This is a genomic window from Pseudomonas sp. OIL-1 (genome assembly GCF_010669185.1).
GTDB classification, from domain to species: domain Bacteria; phylum Pseudomonadota; class Gammaproteobacteria; order Pseudomonadales; family Pseudomonadaceae; genus Halopseudomonas; species Halopseudomonas profundi.
This window is the reverse complement of sequence record NZ_CP048629.1, coordinates 566,515-584,539: the sequence shown is the minus strand read 5'-3', so window position 1 is coordinate 584,539 and position 18,025 is coordinate 566,515. Positions and strand designations below refer to the sequence as shown.

At 55.5% G+C, this 18,025-nt stretch carries 14 protein-coding genes and 2 pseudogenes; 9 read left to right on the top strand and 7 right to left on the bottom strand.

What is annotated here, in order from left to right; translation table 11 throughout:
* Positions 1-487: 487 nt before the first annotated feature.
* The 5 genes from G3M63_RS02650 (at position 488) to G3M63_RS02630 (ending at position 7,008) form a co-directional block, all read left to right on the top strand.
* Positions 488-1,741, top strand: a complete 1,254-nt coding sequence (locus G3M63_RS02650; protein WP_150302179.1) for a TolC family protein — start codon at positions 488-490, stop codon at positions 1,739-1,741.
* Entirely contained in the window at positions 1,738-3,198 is a 1,461-nt protein-coding gene (locus G3M63_RS02645) for an efflux RND transporter periplasmic adaptor subunit (RefSeq protein ID WP_150302178.1), read from the top strand. Before G3M63_RS02650 ends, G3M63_RS02645 begins: the two co-directional genes overlap by 4 nt.
* Positions 3,188-6,343, top strand: a complete 3,156-nt coding sequence (locus G3M63_RS02640; protein ID WP_150302177.1) for an efflux RND transporter permease subunit — start codon at positions 3,188-3,190, stop codon at positions 6,341-6,343. Before G3M63_RS02645 ends, G3M63_RS02640 begins: the two co-directional genes overlap by 11 nt.
* Entirely contained in the window at positions 6,340-6,696 is a 357-nt protein-coding gene (locus G3M63_RS02635) for a copper-binding protein (protein WP_150302176.1), read from the top strand. The genes G3M63_RS02640 and G3M63_RS02635 overlap by 4 nt, the downstream gene beginning before the upstream one ends.
* A gap of 132 nt (positions 6,697-6,828) precedes the next feature.
* Positions 6,829-7,008, top strand: a complete 180-nt coding sequence (locus tag G3M63_RS02630; protein ID WP_150302175.1) for a hypothetical protein — start codon at positions 6,829-6,831, stop codon at positions 7,006-7,008.
* Between the two features lie 180 nt (positions 7,009-7,188).
* Here G3M63_RS02630 and G3M63_RS02625 read toward each other — a convergent pair.
* Positions 7,189-7,442: pseudogene (locus G3M63_RS02625) on the bottom strand (helix-turn-helix domain-containing protein); the annotation flags it as partial.
* 72 nt (positions 7,443-7,514) lie between these two features.
* Positions 7,515-7,850, bottom strand: a complete 336-nt coding sequence (locus G3M63_RS02620; RefSeq protein ID WP_150302195.1) for a DUF2790 domain-containing protein — start codon at positions 7,848-7,850, stop codon at positions 7,515-7,517.
* A gap of 437 nt (positions 7,851-8,287) precedes the next feature.
* On the opposite strand from G3M63_RS02620, the gene G3M63_RS02615 reads away from it, so the two are divergent.
* Together G3M63_RS02615 and G3M63_RS19670 are read left to right on the top strand one after the other, a co-directional pair.
* On the top strand, positions 8,288-9,664 hold the full coding sequence (locus G3M63_RS02615) for a heavy metal sensor histidine kinase (RefSeq protein WP_150302174.1): 1,377 nt from the start codon (positions 8,288-8,290) through the stop codon (positions 9,662-9,664).
* 101 nt (positions 9,665-9,765) lie between these two features.
* Positions 9,766-10,014: pseudogene (locus tag G3M63_RS19670) on the top strand (hypothetical protein); the annotation flags it as partial.
* 130 nt (positions 10,015-10,144) lie between these two features.
* On the opposite strand, the gene G3M63_RS02610 reads toward G3M63_RS19670, so the two are convergent.
* Together G3M63_RS02610 and G3M63_RS02605 are read right to left on the bottom strand one after the other, a co-directional pair.
* Positions 10,145-10,477, bottom strand: a complete 333-nt coding sequence (locus G3M63_RS02610; RefSeq protein ID WP_150302173.1) for a DUF2790 domain-containing protein — start codon at positions 10,475-10,477, stop codon at positions 10,145-10,147.
* A 321-nt stretch (positions 10,478-10,798) separates the two neighbouring features.
* Positions 10,799-11,482, bottom strand: coding sequence for a heavy metal response regulator transcription factor (locus G3M63_RS02605; RefSeq protein ID WP_163981810.1), 684 nt, complete (start codon positions 11,480-11,482; stop codon positions 10,799-10,801).
* A gap of 77 nt (positions 11,483-11,559) precedes the next feature.
* Here G3M63_RS02605 and G3M63_RS02600 point away from each other — a divergent pair, with 77 nt between their 5' ends.
* Positions 11,560-12,528 (top strand): IS5 family transposase, encoded by a 969-nt coding sequence (locus G3M63_RS02600; RefSeq protein WP_150302151.1) that lies wholly within the window; start codon positions 11,560-11,562, stop codon positions 12,526-12,528.
* 299 nt (positions 12,529-12,827) lie between these two features.
* Here G3M63_RS02600 and G3M63_RS02595 read toward each other — a convergent pair whose 3' ends face one another.
* Complete coding sequence (locus G3M63_RS02595) at positions 12,828-13,157, bottom strand: four-helix bundle copper-binding protein (protein WP_150302171.1); 330 nt, start codon at positions 13,155-13,157, stop codon at positions 12,828-12,830.
* Between the two features lie 383 nt (positions 13,158-13,540).
* Here G3M63_RS02595 and G3M63_RS02590 point away from each other — a divergent pair, with 383 nt between their 5' ends.
* Positions 13,541-15,334: a glycoside hydrolase family 15 protein gene (locus G3M63_RS02590; RefSeq protein ID WP_163981809.1), complete on the top strand. Its 1,794-nt coding sequence runs from the start codon at positions 13,541-13,543 to the stop codon at positions 15,332-15,334.
* A gap of 61 nt (positions 15,335-15,395) precedes the next feature.
* On the opposite strand, the gene G3M63_RS02585 is transcribed toward G3M63_RS02590, so the two are convergent.
* Both G3M63_RS02585 and G3M63_RS02580 read right to left on the bottom strand, forming a co-directional pair.
* Complete coding sequence (locus G3M63_RS02585; protein WP_163981808.1) at positions 15,396-16,394, bottom strand: SDR family oxidoreductase; 999 nt, start codon at positions 16,392-16,394, stop codon at positions 15,396-15,398.
* Between the two features lie 36 nt (positions 16,395-16,430).
* The gene (locus G3M63_RS02580) at positions 16,431-17,891 is read right to left on the bottom strand and encodes a vitamin K epoxide reductase family protein (RefSeq protein ID WP_223825121.1); all 1,461 of its coding nucleotides are present in this window, start codon (positions 17,889-17,891) and stop codon (positions 16,431-16,433) included.
* Positions 17,892-18,025: the final 134 nt, after the last annotated feature.

Genomic DNA, 18,025 nt, shown 5'->3' with positions numbered 1-18,025 from the left:
AAGGGATCTGTTACGTCCTCTTCGCATGCTACTAGCCATAAATCTATGATCACGTGTCGGAACTTGCTTCTTGTTTTTCTCATGCTGCTTGCGCTTCCCTTCACCGGGACGGCGCAAACCATGACGCCCGACACGCATCATGCCATGAACCAGTCGAGCCTTGCTTCCAGCACAGTCGCGTCCGAAATGGCCACCTCTGCACATGACTGTTGTGCACAAGACCCCGCCGCCTCAGTCTGCGAAAACGGTCAGGAATGCAAAACCATTAGTCTGTTTCAGCTCGCGTTCGGCAAGGTCACTGTGCCGGCGCTCAGCCCACGCCCCTCTGTCTCCCTTCCTGGTCAGGTCCCGACTCGCGCACCTGACATTGTCTGGCATCCTCCCCGTAGCTGATTTCGCTCGTGTTCCCTAGTTTCGCCTGACCCCTTGGGGTGGGCGGTTAAGGCATGCCGATGGCGTGCGCTAGAACATCAACGGAATCGAAGACATGAATTACCGAATCCTCGGGGTGCGTTCCTACGCAGCGGCTTTGTTGTTTGGCCTACTGGCTGTGCCCAGTACGTCGGCAGCACTCACTCTTGAAGAAGCCATCAGTCTGGCTGAGCGGGAAGCCCCTTCATTGGCTGCGCGCAATGCAAACCTTCAAGCCGCTCAAAGTTCGGTGGCCCCGGCGGGTGAGCTACCGGACCCAAAGTTGAAGCTTGGTCTCCAGAGCCTCCCTGTCGAAGGTGAATCCAGCCTGCGATTGGGCGCTGAGCCCATGACTATGCAAATGATCGGCGTTATGCAAGAGGTTCCTAACCGGGCCAAGCGACGGGCACGCGTAGAAACCGCTGAAGCAACTGTGGCACTGGCGCATGCCCAGCAAAAAATCGAGCGCCTTAAGGTTCGTCAGCTGACAGCTGAGGCTTGGATTGCCACGTTGGCAGCGGAGCAAAAGCTGAGCATTTTTGACCAGCTCTATGCAGAAAATCGTCTCTTATCTCAGGCCGTTAAAGCAAGAATCGCTGGTGCTCGCGGAATGGCGAGCGATAGCGTTCTACCAAAGCAGGAAGCGGCTCTTTTGGCCGAACAAAAAGATGTGCTGGTGCGCAACGAAGCTGTTGCCCGTGCGGAGCTGCAGCGCTGGATTGGCGAGGCTGCTAGCGTGCCGCTGGAGGGAAGCTGGCCAGTGTGGCGGGGTGATCTCGATCAATACCGGCACAATCTTGACCGCCACCCCGAGCTGTTGGCCTTCGATCCTTTGAGTGACCGCGCTGAGGCGAAGATTGCCGAAGCCATTTCGGATAAAAGGCCCGACTGGGGGTGGGGCGTGGATTATCAACATAGGGGGGGCGGGTTCGGCGACATGGTCAGTCTCAGTGTCAGCTTCGATCTGCCGGTGTTCGCAGGTTCCAGACAAGAACCGAAAATCGCCGCTGAGCGCGCCCGTCTGGCGGAGCTGGAGGCCGAGCGGCAAGCAAGGCTGCGCCTGTATAACCAAGAGCTTGCAGCCGATGCCGCAGAGCTGCAACGGCTCAATCGAGCGCTTTCTCGATTCGATGAAACACTGCTTCCGCTCGCTGAAGAAAAGGTGCGTCTGGCCATGGCGGATTACCGGTCCGGAAATGGTGAGCTCATCTCCGTTATTGATGCACGGCAGGAGCTTGTCGAAATGCGCTTGCGCCGTGTGGATCTCGCCCGTGACCGCTCTCTGACCAACGCCCGCCTACATTTCGCCTTTGGAGACATCCAGCCATGACATTTCGAATCAAGCGACTGGCTCTGCTGATTAGCCTACCCATGCTGCTGAATACAGGACTAGCCGGGCTAGCTCTAATGGCAAGCAACGCCGGGGCTCAGTCTGCCGAGCAGAACGAGCGAGAAGTTCTTTATTGGTACGATCCGATGTATCCGCAACAGCGCTTTGACGCACCTGGCCCCTCTCCTTTCATGGATATGGAGCTTCTGCCGCGTTATGCCGACGAAGGGGGCGATGGCGCATCGATGACCATCGACCCCGGTGTAATGCAGAACCTGGGAATGCGGATCACCTCAGTCACACGCGAACCTATCAGTCAGACCGTCGAGGCGGTTGGTACTCTGGCTTTCGATGAACGTGACGTCGCCATTGTGCAGGCTCGCAGCGGTGGCTTCGTCGAGAAGGTCTACGATCGAGCGCCGGAAGACGTGATAGCGAAAAATGCGCCATTGGCCGATCTCTTCGTACCGGAGTGGGCAGCTGCGCAGGAAGAATATCTTGCTTTGCGCAGCATAAACGAACCGCAGCTGGTCGCTGCCGCTCGCCACCGTCTTCGCCTCGCTGGTGTTCCGTCTGACGTTATTGCGCAACTCGAGCGCAGCGGCAAAGCCAGGTCAACCTGGACTATAACGAGTCCCATCAGTGGCGTACTCCGTTCCCTTGACGTCCGCGAAGGGATGACACTGCCTGCCGGCGCGTCCCTTGCCCGCATCAACGGACTGGAAAACGTCTGGCTGGAAGTTGCCGTACCTGAAGCACAGGTGGCCAACCTAAACGTTGGTCAAACCGTCGAAGCCAGGCTACCCGCCTACCCGGGCGACAGCCTGGAGGGTTCTATCGAGGCAGTATTACCGCAGGCCAACCTGGATAGCCGAACGGTACGGGTTCGGATCGAACTACCCAATCCTGACCTACGCCTGCGCCCTGGAATGACTGCAGACGTCACTCTCAGTCGCGATAAAGACGTTGCGCTGGTTGTGCCCACCGAGGCACTGATTCGAACCGGTCGACGTACGCTCGTCATGCTCGCCGAAGGCGAGGGCAAGTTCCGCCCGGTAGAAGTTCAAGCCGGCCGTGAGACCGAAGACAAGACAGAGGTGTTGGCCGGTTTGGAGGAAGGCCAGCAAGTGGTGGCGTCAGGGCAATTCTTGCTTGACTCCGAAGCCAGCCTGCGTGGATTGACTGCTCAGCTGAAACAATCAACGCAAACCACAGGACAAGCCTTACACGAGGCCGAGGGCACCATCATGAGCCTGGAAGACGGCATGGTCGGCTTGGCCCACGGTCCGTTCAAGACATTGAACATGCCCGGCATGACCATGGCGTTCCCTGCCGCAGACAAATCCCTGCTGGAAGGACTTACCGAAGGGGATCGCGTCCGTGTGGGCGTTAGCGAAAGCGACGAAGGCCTTCTTATTGAGCAGATCGAACAACTCGGGGGCGGCCATGATCACTAACATCATTCGATGGTCGGTAACCAACCGATTTCTGGTATTGCTTGGCACGCTGTTTTCAGTTGCCTGGGGCATATGGTCAATACAAAACACAGCCGTTGATGCTTTGCCTGATCTGTCCGACGTTCAGGTCATCATCCGCACGCCCTATGCCGGTCAAGCCCCACAGATCGTTGAAAATCAGGTCACCTACCCGCTGGCGACAACCATGCTATCGGTACCTGGGGCGAAGACCGTACGGGGCTATTCATTCTTTGGCGACAGCTACGTTTATGTGCTCTTCGAGGACGGGACTGACCTTTACTGGGCGCGCTCTCGGGTCCTTGAGTACCTCAGCCAGGTTCAAAGTCGCTTGCCCGACGGAGCCGCTCCAGCACTTGGCCCGGATGCCACCGGAGCAGGCTGGGTTTATCAGTATGCCTTGGTTGATCGTACCGGCCAGCACGATCTAGCCCAGCTGCGCTCGTTGCAAGACTGGTTCCTGCGCTATGAGCTCAAGACTCTCCCAAACGTGGCCGAGGTAGCGGCGATCGGGGGGATGGTCAAGCAGTACCAGGTGATGCTCGACCCAGTGCGCATGGCTAACCGCCAGATAACGCAGCAGCAAATCATACAGGCGATCGACGGGGCCAACCAAGAAACAGGCGGGAGCGTACTAGAGCTCGGAGAAAGCGAGTTTATGGTCCGCGCTTCGGGTTATCTCGCTTCGTTAAAGGACTTTCGCGCTATTCCACTGCGCTTGGATACGAATGGTGTGCCGGTAACACTCGGTGACGTCGCGCATATTCAGCTTGGCCCGGAAATGCGCCGTGGGATTGCCGAACTGGACGGCGAAGGCGAAGTGGTGGGCGGTGTAGTGATTCTGCGCAGCGGAAAAAATGCCCGTGAAACCATTACCGCCGTGCAGGCCAAACTGGAAGATCTCAAGAAAAGTTTGCCCGATGGGGTCGAGGTGGTCACCACTTATGATCGCAGCGAGCTGATTGATAGCGCCGTAAAGAACCTCAGTTATAAGCTGCTGGAAGAGTTCATCGTCGTGGGGTTGGTGTGTGCCTTGTTCCTCTGGCATTTACGTTCATCGTTGGTAGCGATCGTGTCGTTGCCGGTCGGTATCTTGATCGCTTTTATCATCATGCAACGACAAGGCGTCAACGCTAACATCATGTCCTTGGGTGGCATTGCGATCGCAATCGGCGCCATGGTTGATGCCGCTATCGTAATGATTGAAAACGCGCATAAACACATCGAAGCGTGGCATAAGAACAATCTCAACAAGAAGCTTGAGGGCGCCGAGCACTGGAAAGTAATAACCGATGCCGCGATCGAAGTTGGTCCGGCTCTGTTCTTCAGCCTGCTTATCATTACGTTGTCATTCATTCCGGTGTTCACGCTGGAAGCTCAGGAAGGGCGATTGTTTGGCCCGCTGGCATTCACTAAAACCTATGCCATGGCTGCAGCCGCAGGGCTCTCGGTCACCCTGGTCCCGGTGCTGATGGGGTACTGGATCCGTGGGAAAATCCCTGATGAACATCGTAATCCCATCAACCGTGGACTTATCCGGGCGTACCAGCCAGCCCTTGAAGCAGTGCTCCGTTGGCCGAAGGTCACCATAGCAGTCGCTATAGTCGTTTTCCTTACAGCTCTCTGGCCGATCTCTCGCCTGGGTGGAGAGTTTTTGCCGTCAATGGATGAAGGCGACCTGCTCTATATGCCGACTGCGCTACCGGGTCTGTCGGTTCAGAAAGCGTCAGAGCTTCTGCAACAAACTGATCGCATGATCAAAACCGTTCCCGAAGTGAAGCGAGTCTTTGGTAAGGCAGGTCGTGCCGATACCGCAACCGATCCCGCACCCTTAACCATGTTCGAGACAACCATCCAGTTCAAGCCGAAAGACCAATGGCGACCAGGCATGACGCCGGAAAAATTGGTAAAAGAGCTGGACCAGGCGGTGCAAGTTCCAGGACTGGCCAATCTCTGGATCCCACCCATTCGGAACCGCATGGATATGCTGGCCACCGGGATCAAAAGCCCGATCGGGGTCAAGGTATACGGCGCGGACCTGGCCCAGATTGACAAGGCGACCCAATCCGTTGAGCGCGTCGCCAAGACGGTCCCGGGCGTGAGCTCAGCTGTCGCCGACCGCATCACCGGCGGACGCTATATTGATGTCGACATTGATCGAGCCGCAGCTGCGCGGTATGGGCTGAACATAGCTGATGTGCAGTCCATCGTGGCTGGTGCGGTCGGCGGTGCCAATATCGGCGAAACCGTCGAGGGGCTGGCCCGTTATCCAATCAGCCTGCGTTATCCGCGCGAATGGCGTGATTCGCTGAGCGATTTACGTAATCTGCCGATCTACACCCCGCAGGGAAGTCAGATCACCCTGGGCACCGTGGCGCAAGTCAAGGTGACGGATGGCCCGCCGATGCTCAAAAGCGAAAATGCCCGACTCACCGGCTGGGTATACGTTGACGTGCGCGACCGGGATATGGCGGCGGTGGTGGATGATCTGCGTACAAGGATTGACGAGGAGGTGACGCTTGAATCGGGCATGAGCATCAGCTACTCGGGGCAGTTCGAGTTCATGGAGCGCGCCAACGCCAAACTGAAACTGGTCGTACCGGCCACCCTGTTGATCATTTTTGTGCTGCTTTATCTGATTTTCAACAGGTTCAGCGAAGCCTTGTTGATCATGGCAACACTCCCGTTCGCCCTGACCGGCGGTGTCTGGTTCCTGTACCTGCTTGATTACAACCTTTCGATAGCTACCGGTGTCGGCTTCATTGCGCTGGCAGGGGTGTCGGCCGAGTTCGGCGTCATCATGCTGCTGTACCTGACCAATGCCTGGACCGAGCGTCAGGGTGCGGGACGTACGGATAAACAAGCTCTACTGGAAGCGATCCGTGAGGGCGCCGTGCAGCGAGTTCGACCCAAGGCGATGACCGTGGCGGTCATCATCGCTGGTCTGCTGCCAATCCTGCTTGGCAGTGGCACCGGTAGTGAAATCATGAGCCGTATAGCCGCGCCAATGGTTGGCGGCATGATCACCGCGCCTCTTCTGTCCCTGTTTGTACTCCCGGCTGCTTATCTCTTGATGAGGCGCCGATCCATTGAGCAAGCCAAACCACAAGTTGGAGATTCACAATGAAAACGAAACTGGCACTCATTCTTAGCCTGGCACTGACTCCGGCAGCCTTCGCCGATGAAATGAAGGGTATGGAAATGAAACAGAGCATGCCCATGGGCGAAATGAAAATGGAGCAAAACGATACGACAACGAAGACAGCCAAGGCAACTGGAACTGTTCGCAAGATCAATCACGAAAAAGGAACCGTGACCATCGCACACGGGGCCGTGCCGGCGCTTGACTGGCCACCCATGACGATGGGCTTCAAGGCTACGGCCGAACAGCTTGAGCAGCTCAATGAAGGTGACGAGATTGAGTTCGAATTCACCTCGAAAGGCATGAGTTCATCCATCACTTCGCTTAAGCAATTGTAACCATGCCGATGGCTACCGCCAGCTGGTGCGGTAGCCCGGCTAGCTGAACGTTACGCAACTGTAAGGATCCCAACAGCTTGTCGTCAGCCTTAGCCGGGTAATCTATAGCCATTCCCAACAATGAGGTGACAAATGAACAAACTAACTAAAGTAATTATCCCGCTAGTTCTGGCGTTCGCGTCTTCAGTAGCGATGGCGGAAGATGGCAGTGATTATGCGCTGACTAGCGTCCCCCGTGCTCAGGCGCCAAAAATGCTGCAGGAGTCGCCGCAGCAAAATCAGCAATTAGCCCAAGAAGCAGTTGAAAGCTGAGCACTGAACCTAGCGACACAACATCCGCCCGAACGCTCATTGGCTGCCGTTATTTGAGCAACAACGCGGCTCGCGACAATAGACCCTGGTGCAGCGTTGGTAAAACTTGCTGAGTTTGGTCCACGCAACATATCGTTAGGGCATCGAAAAGGCGGTTGCAGAAGCTGAGGGCAACACAGTCATATAGACCACCAACTCGAAGCGCTTGCTACCGGGAAACAGCTTTCGTGTCGGTCGACAAGCCTGGCGACGGCCTGCATCTGTTGCTGGACCACGCGGGCCGAGTAGCCACCACTGGTATCTCGATTGCGGCGCAGCTCCCGGCTGATGGTCGAAGGGGATCGGGTGATCTTACCCAGGCTCAAGCCTGGGGCATGACCGATTTGTATGTTGGCGCGTTCTTCAACGCTGAGTTCGGAATAAGATAGCGGCAGCACCGTACCGGAAAGGTCAGGTGTTGCACTCGGTTTTTGCGCCCGCCCCGTTAAAGAAGAAAGCCAATTGAATCATCCTTCGTTTCCTCGGCACTTCGTGCCAGAGGCACGATACTCAAGTATTTTCAGATCCCCGTTGGAATCTTTGTACGTCATCTGGGCAGGCATTACACCGCAGCCAATACGTGTCGATGTGATATGTATGACACGCTCAATATCCAGGTTCATTCCATAGCGGTAATGAACAATCTCCGGGGGGGCTTGGTCAGTTGATAATGCATGCTCCTTCCATCTATTTTCGTTCTCTTTAATCATAGAGCCATAAACGGGATCACTGCTGCCGTCTGCCATTACGAACGGAGAAACAAAACTGATTGAAAATGCAGCAATTTTTGATCGAATGCCCATGCGTGTCTGCCTATAAAAAATATCCAGAGCAGATGGTGTCACATTATACCTGTCACCAAGGTGACACAGACATTACATTGGATTAATGCCACGAACTACTGACGAACTCATCAAAATAAAGAATAATATAAATTTATTGCATAAGCCTCCCAACTGGCCTGCTTTACAGGACATGACAAGCGCCTTCCGTTGGTTTCTTTCTGTATATATATTGCGTTAGCAGTTTGCATCACTTTGCGCAAGTCATGAATGACGTTCCGGCAATTTAGGCCGCCAAATAGCGAAAATCGTTCAGGCAAGGGCGACTCATTAGAAATACCAAAATAACTTTGATACCACGGGCCCTCAAGACTACTCGTATACAAGCTGAACCCCAGCGCAGGGTTTAGGATAAGATGTATCTTCACTTTTGGCTCAATACTTAACGAGAGGCAGCAATGAGCAGGTTGTCATTACGCGGCAGGATGGCGCTTCTTTTTGTAATCGTGGTGACAGCAGTGCTGAGTCTCGCCGCCGTCAGCTTCGACTATTTTTGTCGTCTTCATTTCGACAGACAAGATGCGCAGCTTCTTGACCGCAAGGTTTCCGCGCTGGAAGCCATCCTGACGCGCGGGAGCGGGTTGGACCCTTCGATGGTTTCGGACATTGATCGACTGATCGACACCTCTTTTGGCTTCGCTGCCGCGATCCTGGCCGGAGACCAAGTGATCTATTCCCATCACAACCTGTCCGAAAAGATGGTGTCATTGATAAGCCCCAGCCAGGACGACCGGTGGCTGATTGATGTTGGACCCAACCGCTACAGCGGAATTACAAAAAGGATCGCAGGCTGGGCCGACGGGGACGCAGAGACAATCCACTTGGCACTCGATGTTACGCATCGCACGCATTTTTATGAAATGATCCGGCAGTGGTTCATTTACACGCTCGTGGTCAGTGCGATTTTAAGTGGTGCGCTTGGCTTCGCCTTCATTCGCAGGGGGCTGAAGCCAATATCCAAGCTATCCAGAACGTCTTCCATCATCACTGCTAATTGTCTGGATACCCGAATCTCAACTGAGTCAGTACCCACTGAACTGCACGAACTCGTCGATAACTTCAACGCAATGCTTGAGCGACTGGACCAGTCCTTCGTGCGTCTATCAGGCTTTTCCGCTGACATAGCGCATGAACTGCGGACCCCGCTCAATAGCATGCTGACGCAAACTGAAGTAGCGCTGATGAAGGATCGCGACAATGCCGACTACAAGGACACTCTTTTCTCGACCCTTGAAGAGCTGCGTCGAATGGCGCGCATGGTTGATGACATGCTTTTTCTCGCCAAAGCGGATAATGGCATGATTACTCCTGATTTCGAGGATCACGACCTGACTGCGGTTGCTTCGAGCGTGCTGGAATATTACGAGTATGCCGCCGACGAAAAAGGGATCAAACTCGTCGTTCATAGCAACGGCCCAACGCCGGTGAGCGGAGACAACCTTATGCTACGCCGGGCGATCTCAAACGTGATGTCGAACGCGGTTCGCTATGGAAAGACAGACACAGCAATTGATCTCACTGTCTCGCAAGCTGGCCCATGGGTGGAACTGAGCGTGAGCAATCAAGGCCCAACGATCCCGCACGAACATATCGACAAGCTGTTCGATCGCTTCTACCGCATCGATACAGCCAGACGAGAGGGCAGCACCTTGAATGCGGGCTTAGGGATGGCGATCACTCGCTCGATCGTGGAGGCGCACAAGGGGTCGATCGGTTGTCACTCGGCAGAAAGCGTTACTACTTTTACGGTAAAGTTACCGACAGTTCGAGAATGATTAACGAGAGAGGCAATCTACGACCAGATGCATCGCGATTGTCGATGACGGTCCTACGGAAGCAATACCGTTACCCTGAGTGTCGACTGGCACAACCAGCCAAGATCCGCCGCTTCTCTGCCCAAGCATCTGCGTCGGGACGTCGCCGAGCTGAAAAATTCGCACGCTGCACGCTGGTCTTAATCTATTGGATGCGGCGCGAACTCGGGATCACTTCGCCGAGAGGTTCATCCGGCGGATTTCGAAAATCCACAAACACGCCAAGGAGGAGTTGGAGCAGATCCAGGCGGCAATGCCAAAAGCTGGAACAACTGGCGGGCACCCTGGACGGCGTGGTCCCCATGTTATTGGCAGCTTGTCATTGTCCGGCGCCTATGCGAAGCGCGCTGGCCTTAACCGTGCGCGCTTGCGCCATAATTCCACCTGCCAAAACATTCAAGTAGCTTGAAAATTACATTTCAGTCAACGCGATGTAACCTGTTAGTTCTGACTTGGACAACTTGTCCCGGCTGCCAGGTACTCAAGAATAGTCAAATTACCGTTGGAATCTTCGTATGTCATTTGGGCGGGCATCACATCGCAGCTGCCATCAGTAGAGGTCCTGTGTACAACTTTTTCAATATCAAGCTTCATGCCATAACGGTAATGTACGACCTCTGGTGGGTTCTTTCCATTAGCAATTGCATACTCTTGCATGGCCTTTTCGTTGGCTTGAATCATGCGGCCATAAACGCGGTCAGTAGTACCATCTGCCATGGAAAAAGAAGAAACGGCCATAACGGAAAGTGCGGCAATAGTTCTCATGCTATTCATATCTCATCACTCCTTAAGGTAATGATGACAATATAAGCCCAGGAACCTGTCATAAAAGTGAAGTCAAAATTACATTATCGTAATAAAGCCGCAAACTGCTCATTGCGTATTGAGATGGCCTTTCCTGGGCTGACTTTTCTCCCAAATTTTTCACCATGAACTTGATGAGATTTCCAGCTAACCTAGCACCACGGAGATCGCAATATGAAGAAAACGCGATACACCGAAGACAAGCAGATCATTGGCTCCATGAAGCAGCACGAGGCAGACGCAAAGGTCGATATCGGCCGCAAGCTTACCATTTCCAGTGACATATTGAGCCTAGCCAGGTTCCGCACCGTCGATAAAGTAGCCCATGCCCCGCACGGTGTGGATCAATTTGACCGGAAAGTCATCATCGATTTTCGCGCGCAGCCGTCGGATAGCGACCTCAATGACATTGGTGTCGCTGTCGAAATTAATATCCCATACCTTCGATGCGATAATCGATTTGGATAACACTTCACCACGACGGCGAAGTAGGAGTTCCAGCAACATGAATTCCTTGGCAGTCAGGTCGATGCGCTTTCCACCGCGCTCTACTCTTCGCTTGAGTAGATCCACCTGAAGATCTTCGAGGGTCAAGGTGGTTTGGACGGTGGCACCGTTTCCCCGGCGCAGAAGCGATCTCACCCGAGCCAGCAACTCGAAGAACGCAAAGGGTTTGATCAGATAATCATCCGCCCCGAGCTCCAGGCCTTTGACTCTATCTTCCACCCGATCTCGAGCAGTCAGAAACAGCGCAGGCGTTTCACTACCAGCTGCACGCACCCGCTCAAGCACCTGCCAGCCATCCAGTCCCGGCATCATCACATCCAGAACCAGCAAATCATATTCTTCATCAAGGGTCTGTTGGACCGCATCGATGCCGTTCGTGACCAGGTCAACCACGAACCCGGCTTCAGTCAAACCCTGTTTCAGGTAAACGCCAGTCTTCGGCTCATCTTCTGCGACTAAGATTTTCACAATCAAGCTCCTAAGGAACGTCTGAAAAAGACTTTCTAAAACGGTAAAATGGCGCAGCCCATTTTCGAGATCACCGCATGAAACAGATGAGCTTCGCTGACGCCGAATACGCCGGAAAACGTAAGCAGACCCGCCGTGAGCGCTTCCTGATCGAAATGGATCAGGTTGTCCCCTGGAAGCCATTGCTGGCATTGATCGAGCCCCATTATCCCAAGGGTGAAGGTGGGCGCCCTGCCTATCCGCTGGAAGCCATGCTGCGGGTTCATCTGATGCAGAACTGGTTTGGCTACAGCGATCCGGCGATGGAAGAGGCCCTGTATGAAACGACCATCTTGCGGCATTTTGCGGGCTTGCAGCTAGATCGCATCCCCGACGAAACCACCATCCTCAACTTCCGTCGCTTGCTGGAACGCCACGGCATGTCCACCGCGTTGTTCGAGGTGGTGAACCGTTACCTGGGTGAACATGGGCTAATGCTCCGCCAAGGGACCATAGTCGATGCAACCATCATTCATGCACCCAGTTCGACCAAGAATGCAGACGGAAAGCGTGATCCCGAGATGCACCAGACAAAGAAAGGCAATCAGTACTATTTCGGCATGAAGGCGCACATCGGTGTGGATGCTGACACAGGTCTGGTTCACAGCCTCGTAGGCACACCTGCCAACGCTGCTGATGTCACTCAGGTAGACAAGTTGCTGCACGGCGACGAAACTCATGTGTGCGGTGATGCTGGTTACACCGGCGTCCAGAAACGGGACGAGCATAAGGAACGCAAGTCCGTGGTCTGGTCGATTGCCGTGCGTCCTGGCAAGCTCAAGACGTTGAGCAAAACCAAGCTGATTGAGAAAGGGTTACGCCGAATCGAACGCGCCAAAGCCAGCACCCGGGCCAAGGTCGAGCACCCGTTCCGGGTGATCAAATGCCAGTTTGGCTTTACCAAGGTGCGTTACAAAGGTTTGGCCAAGAATACCGCCCAGCTGCATACCCTGTTTGCCTTGGCGAACCTGTGGATGGCCCGAAAGCAGTTGTTGAGCGCGGGATAAATCCGCCCGGAGTTTCGGGTATGGCGGCCTGACAGGCCGAAAGCGGGCTTAAACACCCCCAAAGCGTGACCAGGCTCGATGAAATCGTTCCCGAAATGATTTTTTGCGCGTTGAGGTCAGAATCGCCGCCAGCGGGGTCAGTTCTTCAGACGTTCCCTAAGCGATAGTTCATTGTGCAGATCTCAGCACGGAGATGCTATTCCCTTTCAGAAATGTAATCGGCTGTGTCTAAAGCACTGTTGATGTTAGCGCTTCGACGGGGTTGGCGCGTCGGGGATTGACCCGAACGCGCCACGCGATTAACTAGCCATCCGCTCACATTCTTCCGCACAGGCCAGGCAAGCCTCTGCACAACGCTGGCAATGATCAGCTTCATGCTTTTTGCACTCTTCGCCACAGGCGCGGCAGATCTGAGCACAGAGTCGGCAGACTTCCTTGGCATACTCGCTGTCTCGGGCCATGAAGTTAGCGGCCAGTTGGCAGATATCCGCACAGTCCAGGTCGAGCTTGATGCACTGAGCCATCATTTTTACGTCATCTTCGGCAAGGCACGCAGAGGCACACGTCTGGCACGCGATCGCACAGTTGCTACAGGCTTGGATGCATGATTCAAACTTGGCATTCATCATTTATTTCTCCACTGTGAAGGTAGGTGTGTGCCGCCTGACAAACCAGGCGGGCACAGGTTTGTCGACCGAAGGGGAGTGGAGAAGTTTTATCAAATCATCTGTCTGACAGAATTGTAATATTCGGCGAATAACACGCTCATCCAATACCTTGCTTGCAGGACTGCTATTGGGGCGATAGTCGTTCGTGTCGGTTGGATGTATCGCCTATCTGACCGTGCCAAATTATCGCGCTCCGCGGCGCGCTTTCTTCAAATCTCGGCGTTCTAGTCGCGCCCAATGCAAACGCGCCGTTCTTTGTGCAGGGCAGTGTAGAGTAACTATAGAATTGTGGGAAAGACGGCCGGCACTTCAAAACCATGAGAGCTAACATGAGGATTAAACAGATGCCGAAACCTGAAATGTCTGACTATCCGAACATTGCTTCGCTGGCGGCAATCGGTGATGGTCGTTCCATGGCACTAGTGGGCCCCGATGGCAACGTTGAATGGTTTTGTCCCCAGCGTTTTGACGCCGCACCGCTAAGCTGGCCATTGCTCGATCGTCAACGTGGCGGTCGACTTCAGCTGTCCTCACCAGGTGCTGATGTCCGGATGCGTTACCTGGACGAGACTGCAGTACTGGAATTCGAGGTGCAAAGCGTGTCCGGCCACGCTCGCGTTAGACTGTGTATGGAGTGGCTTGGGTCGACTGACCAACAACGCTTGATTTGGCAGATAGACGGACTCGATGGTCGTTGTGAATTTACCCTGCTGTTCGAGCCCCGCCCGGACTTCGGAAGCGCAGACGGCGAAGCAAGCCTGTCAACAGACGGTTTGACCTATGTGTACGCACGGCAGCAGGTGCTGCTGCAAGCTGATTGCTTTCTCTGCCCTGACGGGGAGGGCTGGACTGGAACATTGTCAGTGTCGGCAGGTGAGCAGGCGGGGGCTTGCCTGAGCGTTTCCTTGGAAGACGATATGCCAGCCCGTCCTTTGCCACTTGATGCCATACCTGTACAGGTTGCTGCAACCGTTGATGCATGGCGTAAGTGGTGCGCAACGTTGGATGTCCCCGCTACGCATCGTACCGCTATCGTACGCAGCGCTATCTGCCTCAAGCTGTTGATCTACGCACCCACTGGAGCGGTTGTGGCGGCAGGGACGACTTCCTTGCCCGAACATCTAGGAGGAGAACGGAATTGGGACTACCGCTTTACCTGGTTTCGTGATGCAGGATTGACACTCGGCGCGCTGTTTGGTCTCGGCTGCCGGGACGAGGCGCACCGCTGGGCACAGTGGATGCAACAAACCATTGAGCGACATGGTACGCCACTGGCCGTCTTATACGATGTGCAGGGAAATGCCCCGCCACCGGAACGGATTATCAAGGGAGTCCACGGCTATCGTGGTTCGCCGCCGGTGCGTGTGGGTAACGCAGCTGATGGCCAGTTTCAGCTGGATATTTATGGCGAGTTGCTGGAGTGCGTTAGTATCTGCGATAGCATGGCCGACGATGCGATGCGCTCACATTGGTCTCACATGCGCGCCGCTGCGGACTTCATCGCAGCGCACTGGCACGAGCCTGATCAAAGCATCTGGGAAATGCGCAGCGCGCCGCGGCACTACGTCCACTCTAAGGTCATGGCCTGGGCCGGCCTACAGCGTGCGCTTTGGCTGATGCGCCGCCATGGTCTGGGCGGAGATGAGGATAATTGGGTCAGTCAAGCTGAAGCTCTACGTCAGTTGATCTTGCAGCGCGGTCTTAGTACCGATGGGAGCCACTTCATCCGCGCCTTCGATGACGAGAGACTGGACGCCAGTCTCCTGCTGTTGGCACGCGTTGGCTTCGTCGATGGCCGCGATGCTCGTTTCGTTAATACCGTGGACATGATTCGGGAACAGCTTAGCGAAGGAGGGGGCGCAATACGGCGCTATCCCGCTGAAATCTCGGATGGGCTGGAAGGCCGAGAAGGAGCGTTCTTCATTTGCAGCTTTTGGCTGGTCGAGGCGTTGGTGCAAACCGGTCGGCCTCGAGAAGCAGCGGATCTCTATGCACAGCTATTGGAGCACAAGGGCGAACATGGCCTGTTCGCCGAGGAATTCGATACGCGCAGTGGCGGGCATCTGGGAAATGTGCCACAGGCCTTTTCACATGTGGGCCTGATTAATGCAGCACTGAGCCTTGGTTCTGTTGGTTAAAGGACTGGTGTCCTGCTACCTGCCTCGCGTCCGTTCAGCCAGCGGAGCTAAGCCGACTGGCTCAACGGGCGATGGCGAAAACCACTGCGACGCTAAGCGCTGTCATTAACGCCAAACTGCCCACGGCCAGCCTGCCTACCGTAGCGGAGCTGAGGCCCAGCGCCTTGTCTTTCGCCTGGTTGGCAAAGCGTCCCTCGAGACGGTGCAGTCCCGCTACCGGCTGGAACAGGTTGTCCGGCTGATCGGGATCGGCCGCCTCGCCGGTCAACTGCCCGCTCCAAGCTTGTTTGGCCATCATCCGGTCTAGCAAACCTGGCATAAACATGTTGCCGATGATTGCCTGGAGCGAGGCGCGTCCCAGCCAAATCTCGCGCGGGGCGTCGGTCGCTGCACGAACGATGGCACGTGCAGCGACTTCCGGCGTATGGATGGGCGGGACGGGCTGGGGACGCTTTGGCATCTTATTACGCGACCAGTCGAATTGCGGTGTGTTGTGGGCGGGCAGCTGCACCATGGTCAGCCGCACCTGGCTATTGGTATGAATGAGTTCGCAGCGCAACGAATCGGTGAAACCGCGGATCGCGAACTTGGCTGCGCAGTAGGCCGACTGCAAGGGTATCGCTCGATAGGAGAGGGCCGAGCCCACCTGAATGATGGTGCCTCGGTTGCGTTTTTCCATAAAGCGCAACGCGGCCAGGGTGCCATGAACGAAACCGAGATACGTCACCTCGGTAACCCGCTTGTATTCTGCCGCGCTGATTTTGTTGACCGGGCCGAACACCGTAGCCATGGCAGCATTGACCCATATCTCGATCGGACCCAGCTCCGCCTCGATCCGATCGGCGGCCTTATCGACCGCTTCGGCGTCGGCAACATCTGCGGATATCGCCAGTACCACGGCGCCTGCTGCGTCCAGTTCGGCCCGGGTGTCGGCCAGTCCTTCTTCGCCGCGAGCGATCACTGCGACGCGAAAGCCGGCTTGCGCAAGCGCAAGAGCAGTCGCTCGTCCTACACCTGCGGTTCCGCCACAAATCACGGCGGTTTTTGCGCGGTCGGTCATGTTTTATTCCTTAACCATAAAGGCAGTCGCACAGGCTTAGCGCAACAGCGCGTTCCAGCCAGCGTAGCGGTGATGAATCGGTCCTCTGGGAAGGCTAAGCACTATTACCAACAGGCCCGCGACCAAACTGCCAATCGTAGCGGCCAGCTCCGCGCCTGCAAGGAACCAGGGCGAGGCCAACAGCCAAAGGCCGATCGGCAGGTTAAGAAACCGCAGCGGCCGAGCTATTTCTGCCAAGGCCAGCACTGAGACGGTGATCAGCAGGGAGCCCATCAGATGGTCGCTGTTGGCCATGGGCCCCTCTGTGCCGAAAATCAACCGGGTGAACATCAACCAAACGCCTAGAATGCACAGCAGCGTGAGCCCCCAGGGCAGGTTAACTCCGCGCAGACCCTTGAGAGTCATTGAGGAAAGACTGCCCTCGAACTCCGGCGTGTTGTCCTCACGCGCGCCATCCATCGCATCGCCCTTGAAGAAGGTCTTCCAGAAAGGCTTGCCGCGGCGCCGCGCATCCTTGAGGAACTGGCCCATGGCGACCAGCTCATCCAGTGCGTAAGGCATCATCACCAACATGGCTAACGCCTGAGCCAGGCACAGAGTGCACCAGGTCCCGATGAAAATCGGCTGGGCAATGATGAAGAAAATGCTTATCACGCCAAGAGGCACTACTACCACGCCGAACGCCGCGACCATCCATGGCATGGTGCGCCATCGCCGGGCATCGCCCATCACCGCCATGAGCAGTTCGATCATATAGGCCATCACACCGATTCCTGCATCGGACACAGGCCAGGCACGCGACATGTCCGATGTAATGATTGTCTCTGTGCCGTTAGGTTCAGAACCGAAAAAGGGGTCCCAGGCATTCGAGGTATGGCCAAGCTGGTATGCGGTAAGATAGCGCGCGAGAAGAATGCCAATGACGGCGAATATGGCGATAGGCAGGCGTTGTAGCCAGGTCGAAGGATTGTAATCCCATCCCGGCGGCACCGCAGCCTTCTGCATCATGCCCTGCATGCTCATGCCCGGCATCATCGGAACCAAAGTAGAGAAGGCGATCACCAGACCACCGACCAGCAAGGCATTGCCGTAACTCGCCGGGGATGGCGTCCAAAACAGCAACGGCGCAAACATCAGCCACAGCCCCACGACCGTGTTGGCCCATTGCGCCCAGCTGATCCGCTTGAGCGACAGGACCGCGAACAACACGATCAGCCCGCCGCTAATCACGTCGTTCCAGGTCATCAGCAACGCGCGAGTGGCGACTGCGGGCAAATCACGCTCGGCTGCCAGGCGCGGCAGGTCAAGATCACTGGGTGCAATGTTCATGTAGCCAAAGATGAAGGGCGCGCTAAGCACCCACAGGCCGAGCAATACATTGACGAAGTGGCACCATAGTGTCGCGACATGCCGCCGCTCCATCATTTGCATGTGCGTATCCATATCCATATCGGAAGACATACCGCCCTGGCGTAGATATTCCCCTTGATGCTCCATATATCTCGTCTCCTGCAGTGAGTGTTGTTCCAAGGCGGCTAGAATGTCTGCGCACTAAAGGGCGATTTTAATTAAGGACTCATACTCGTCCTCTAAACGCTCGCGGCGGTCTCAACCGGAAAGAATGAGTAAGC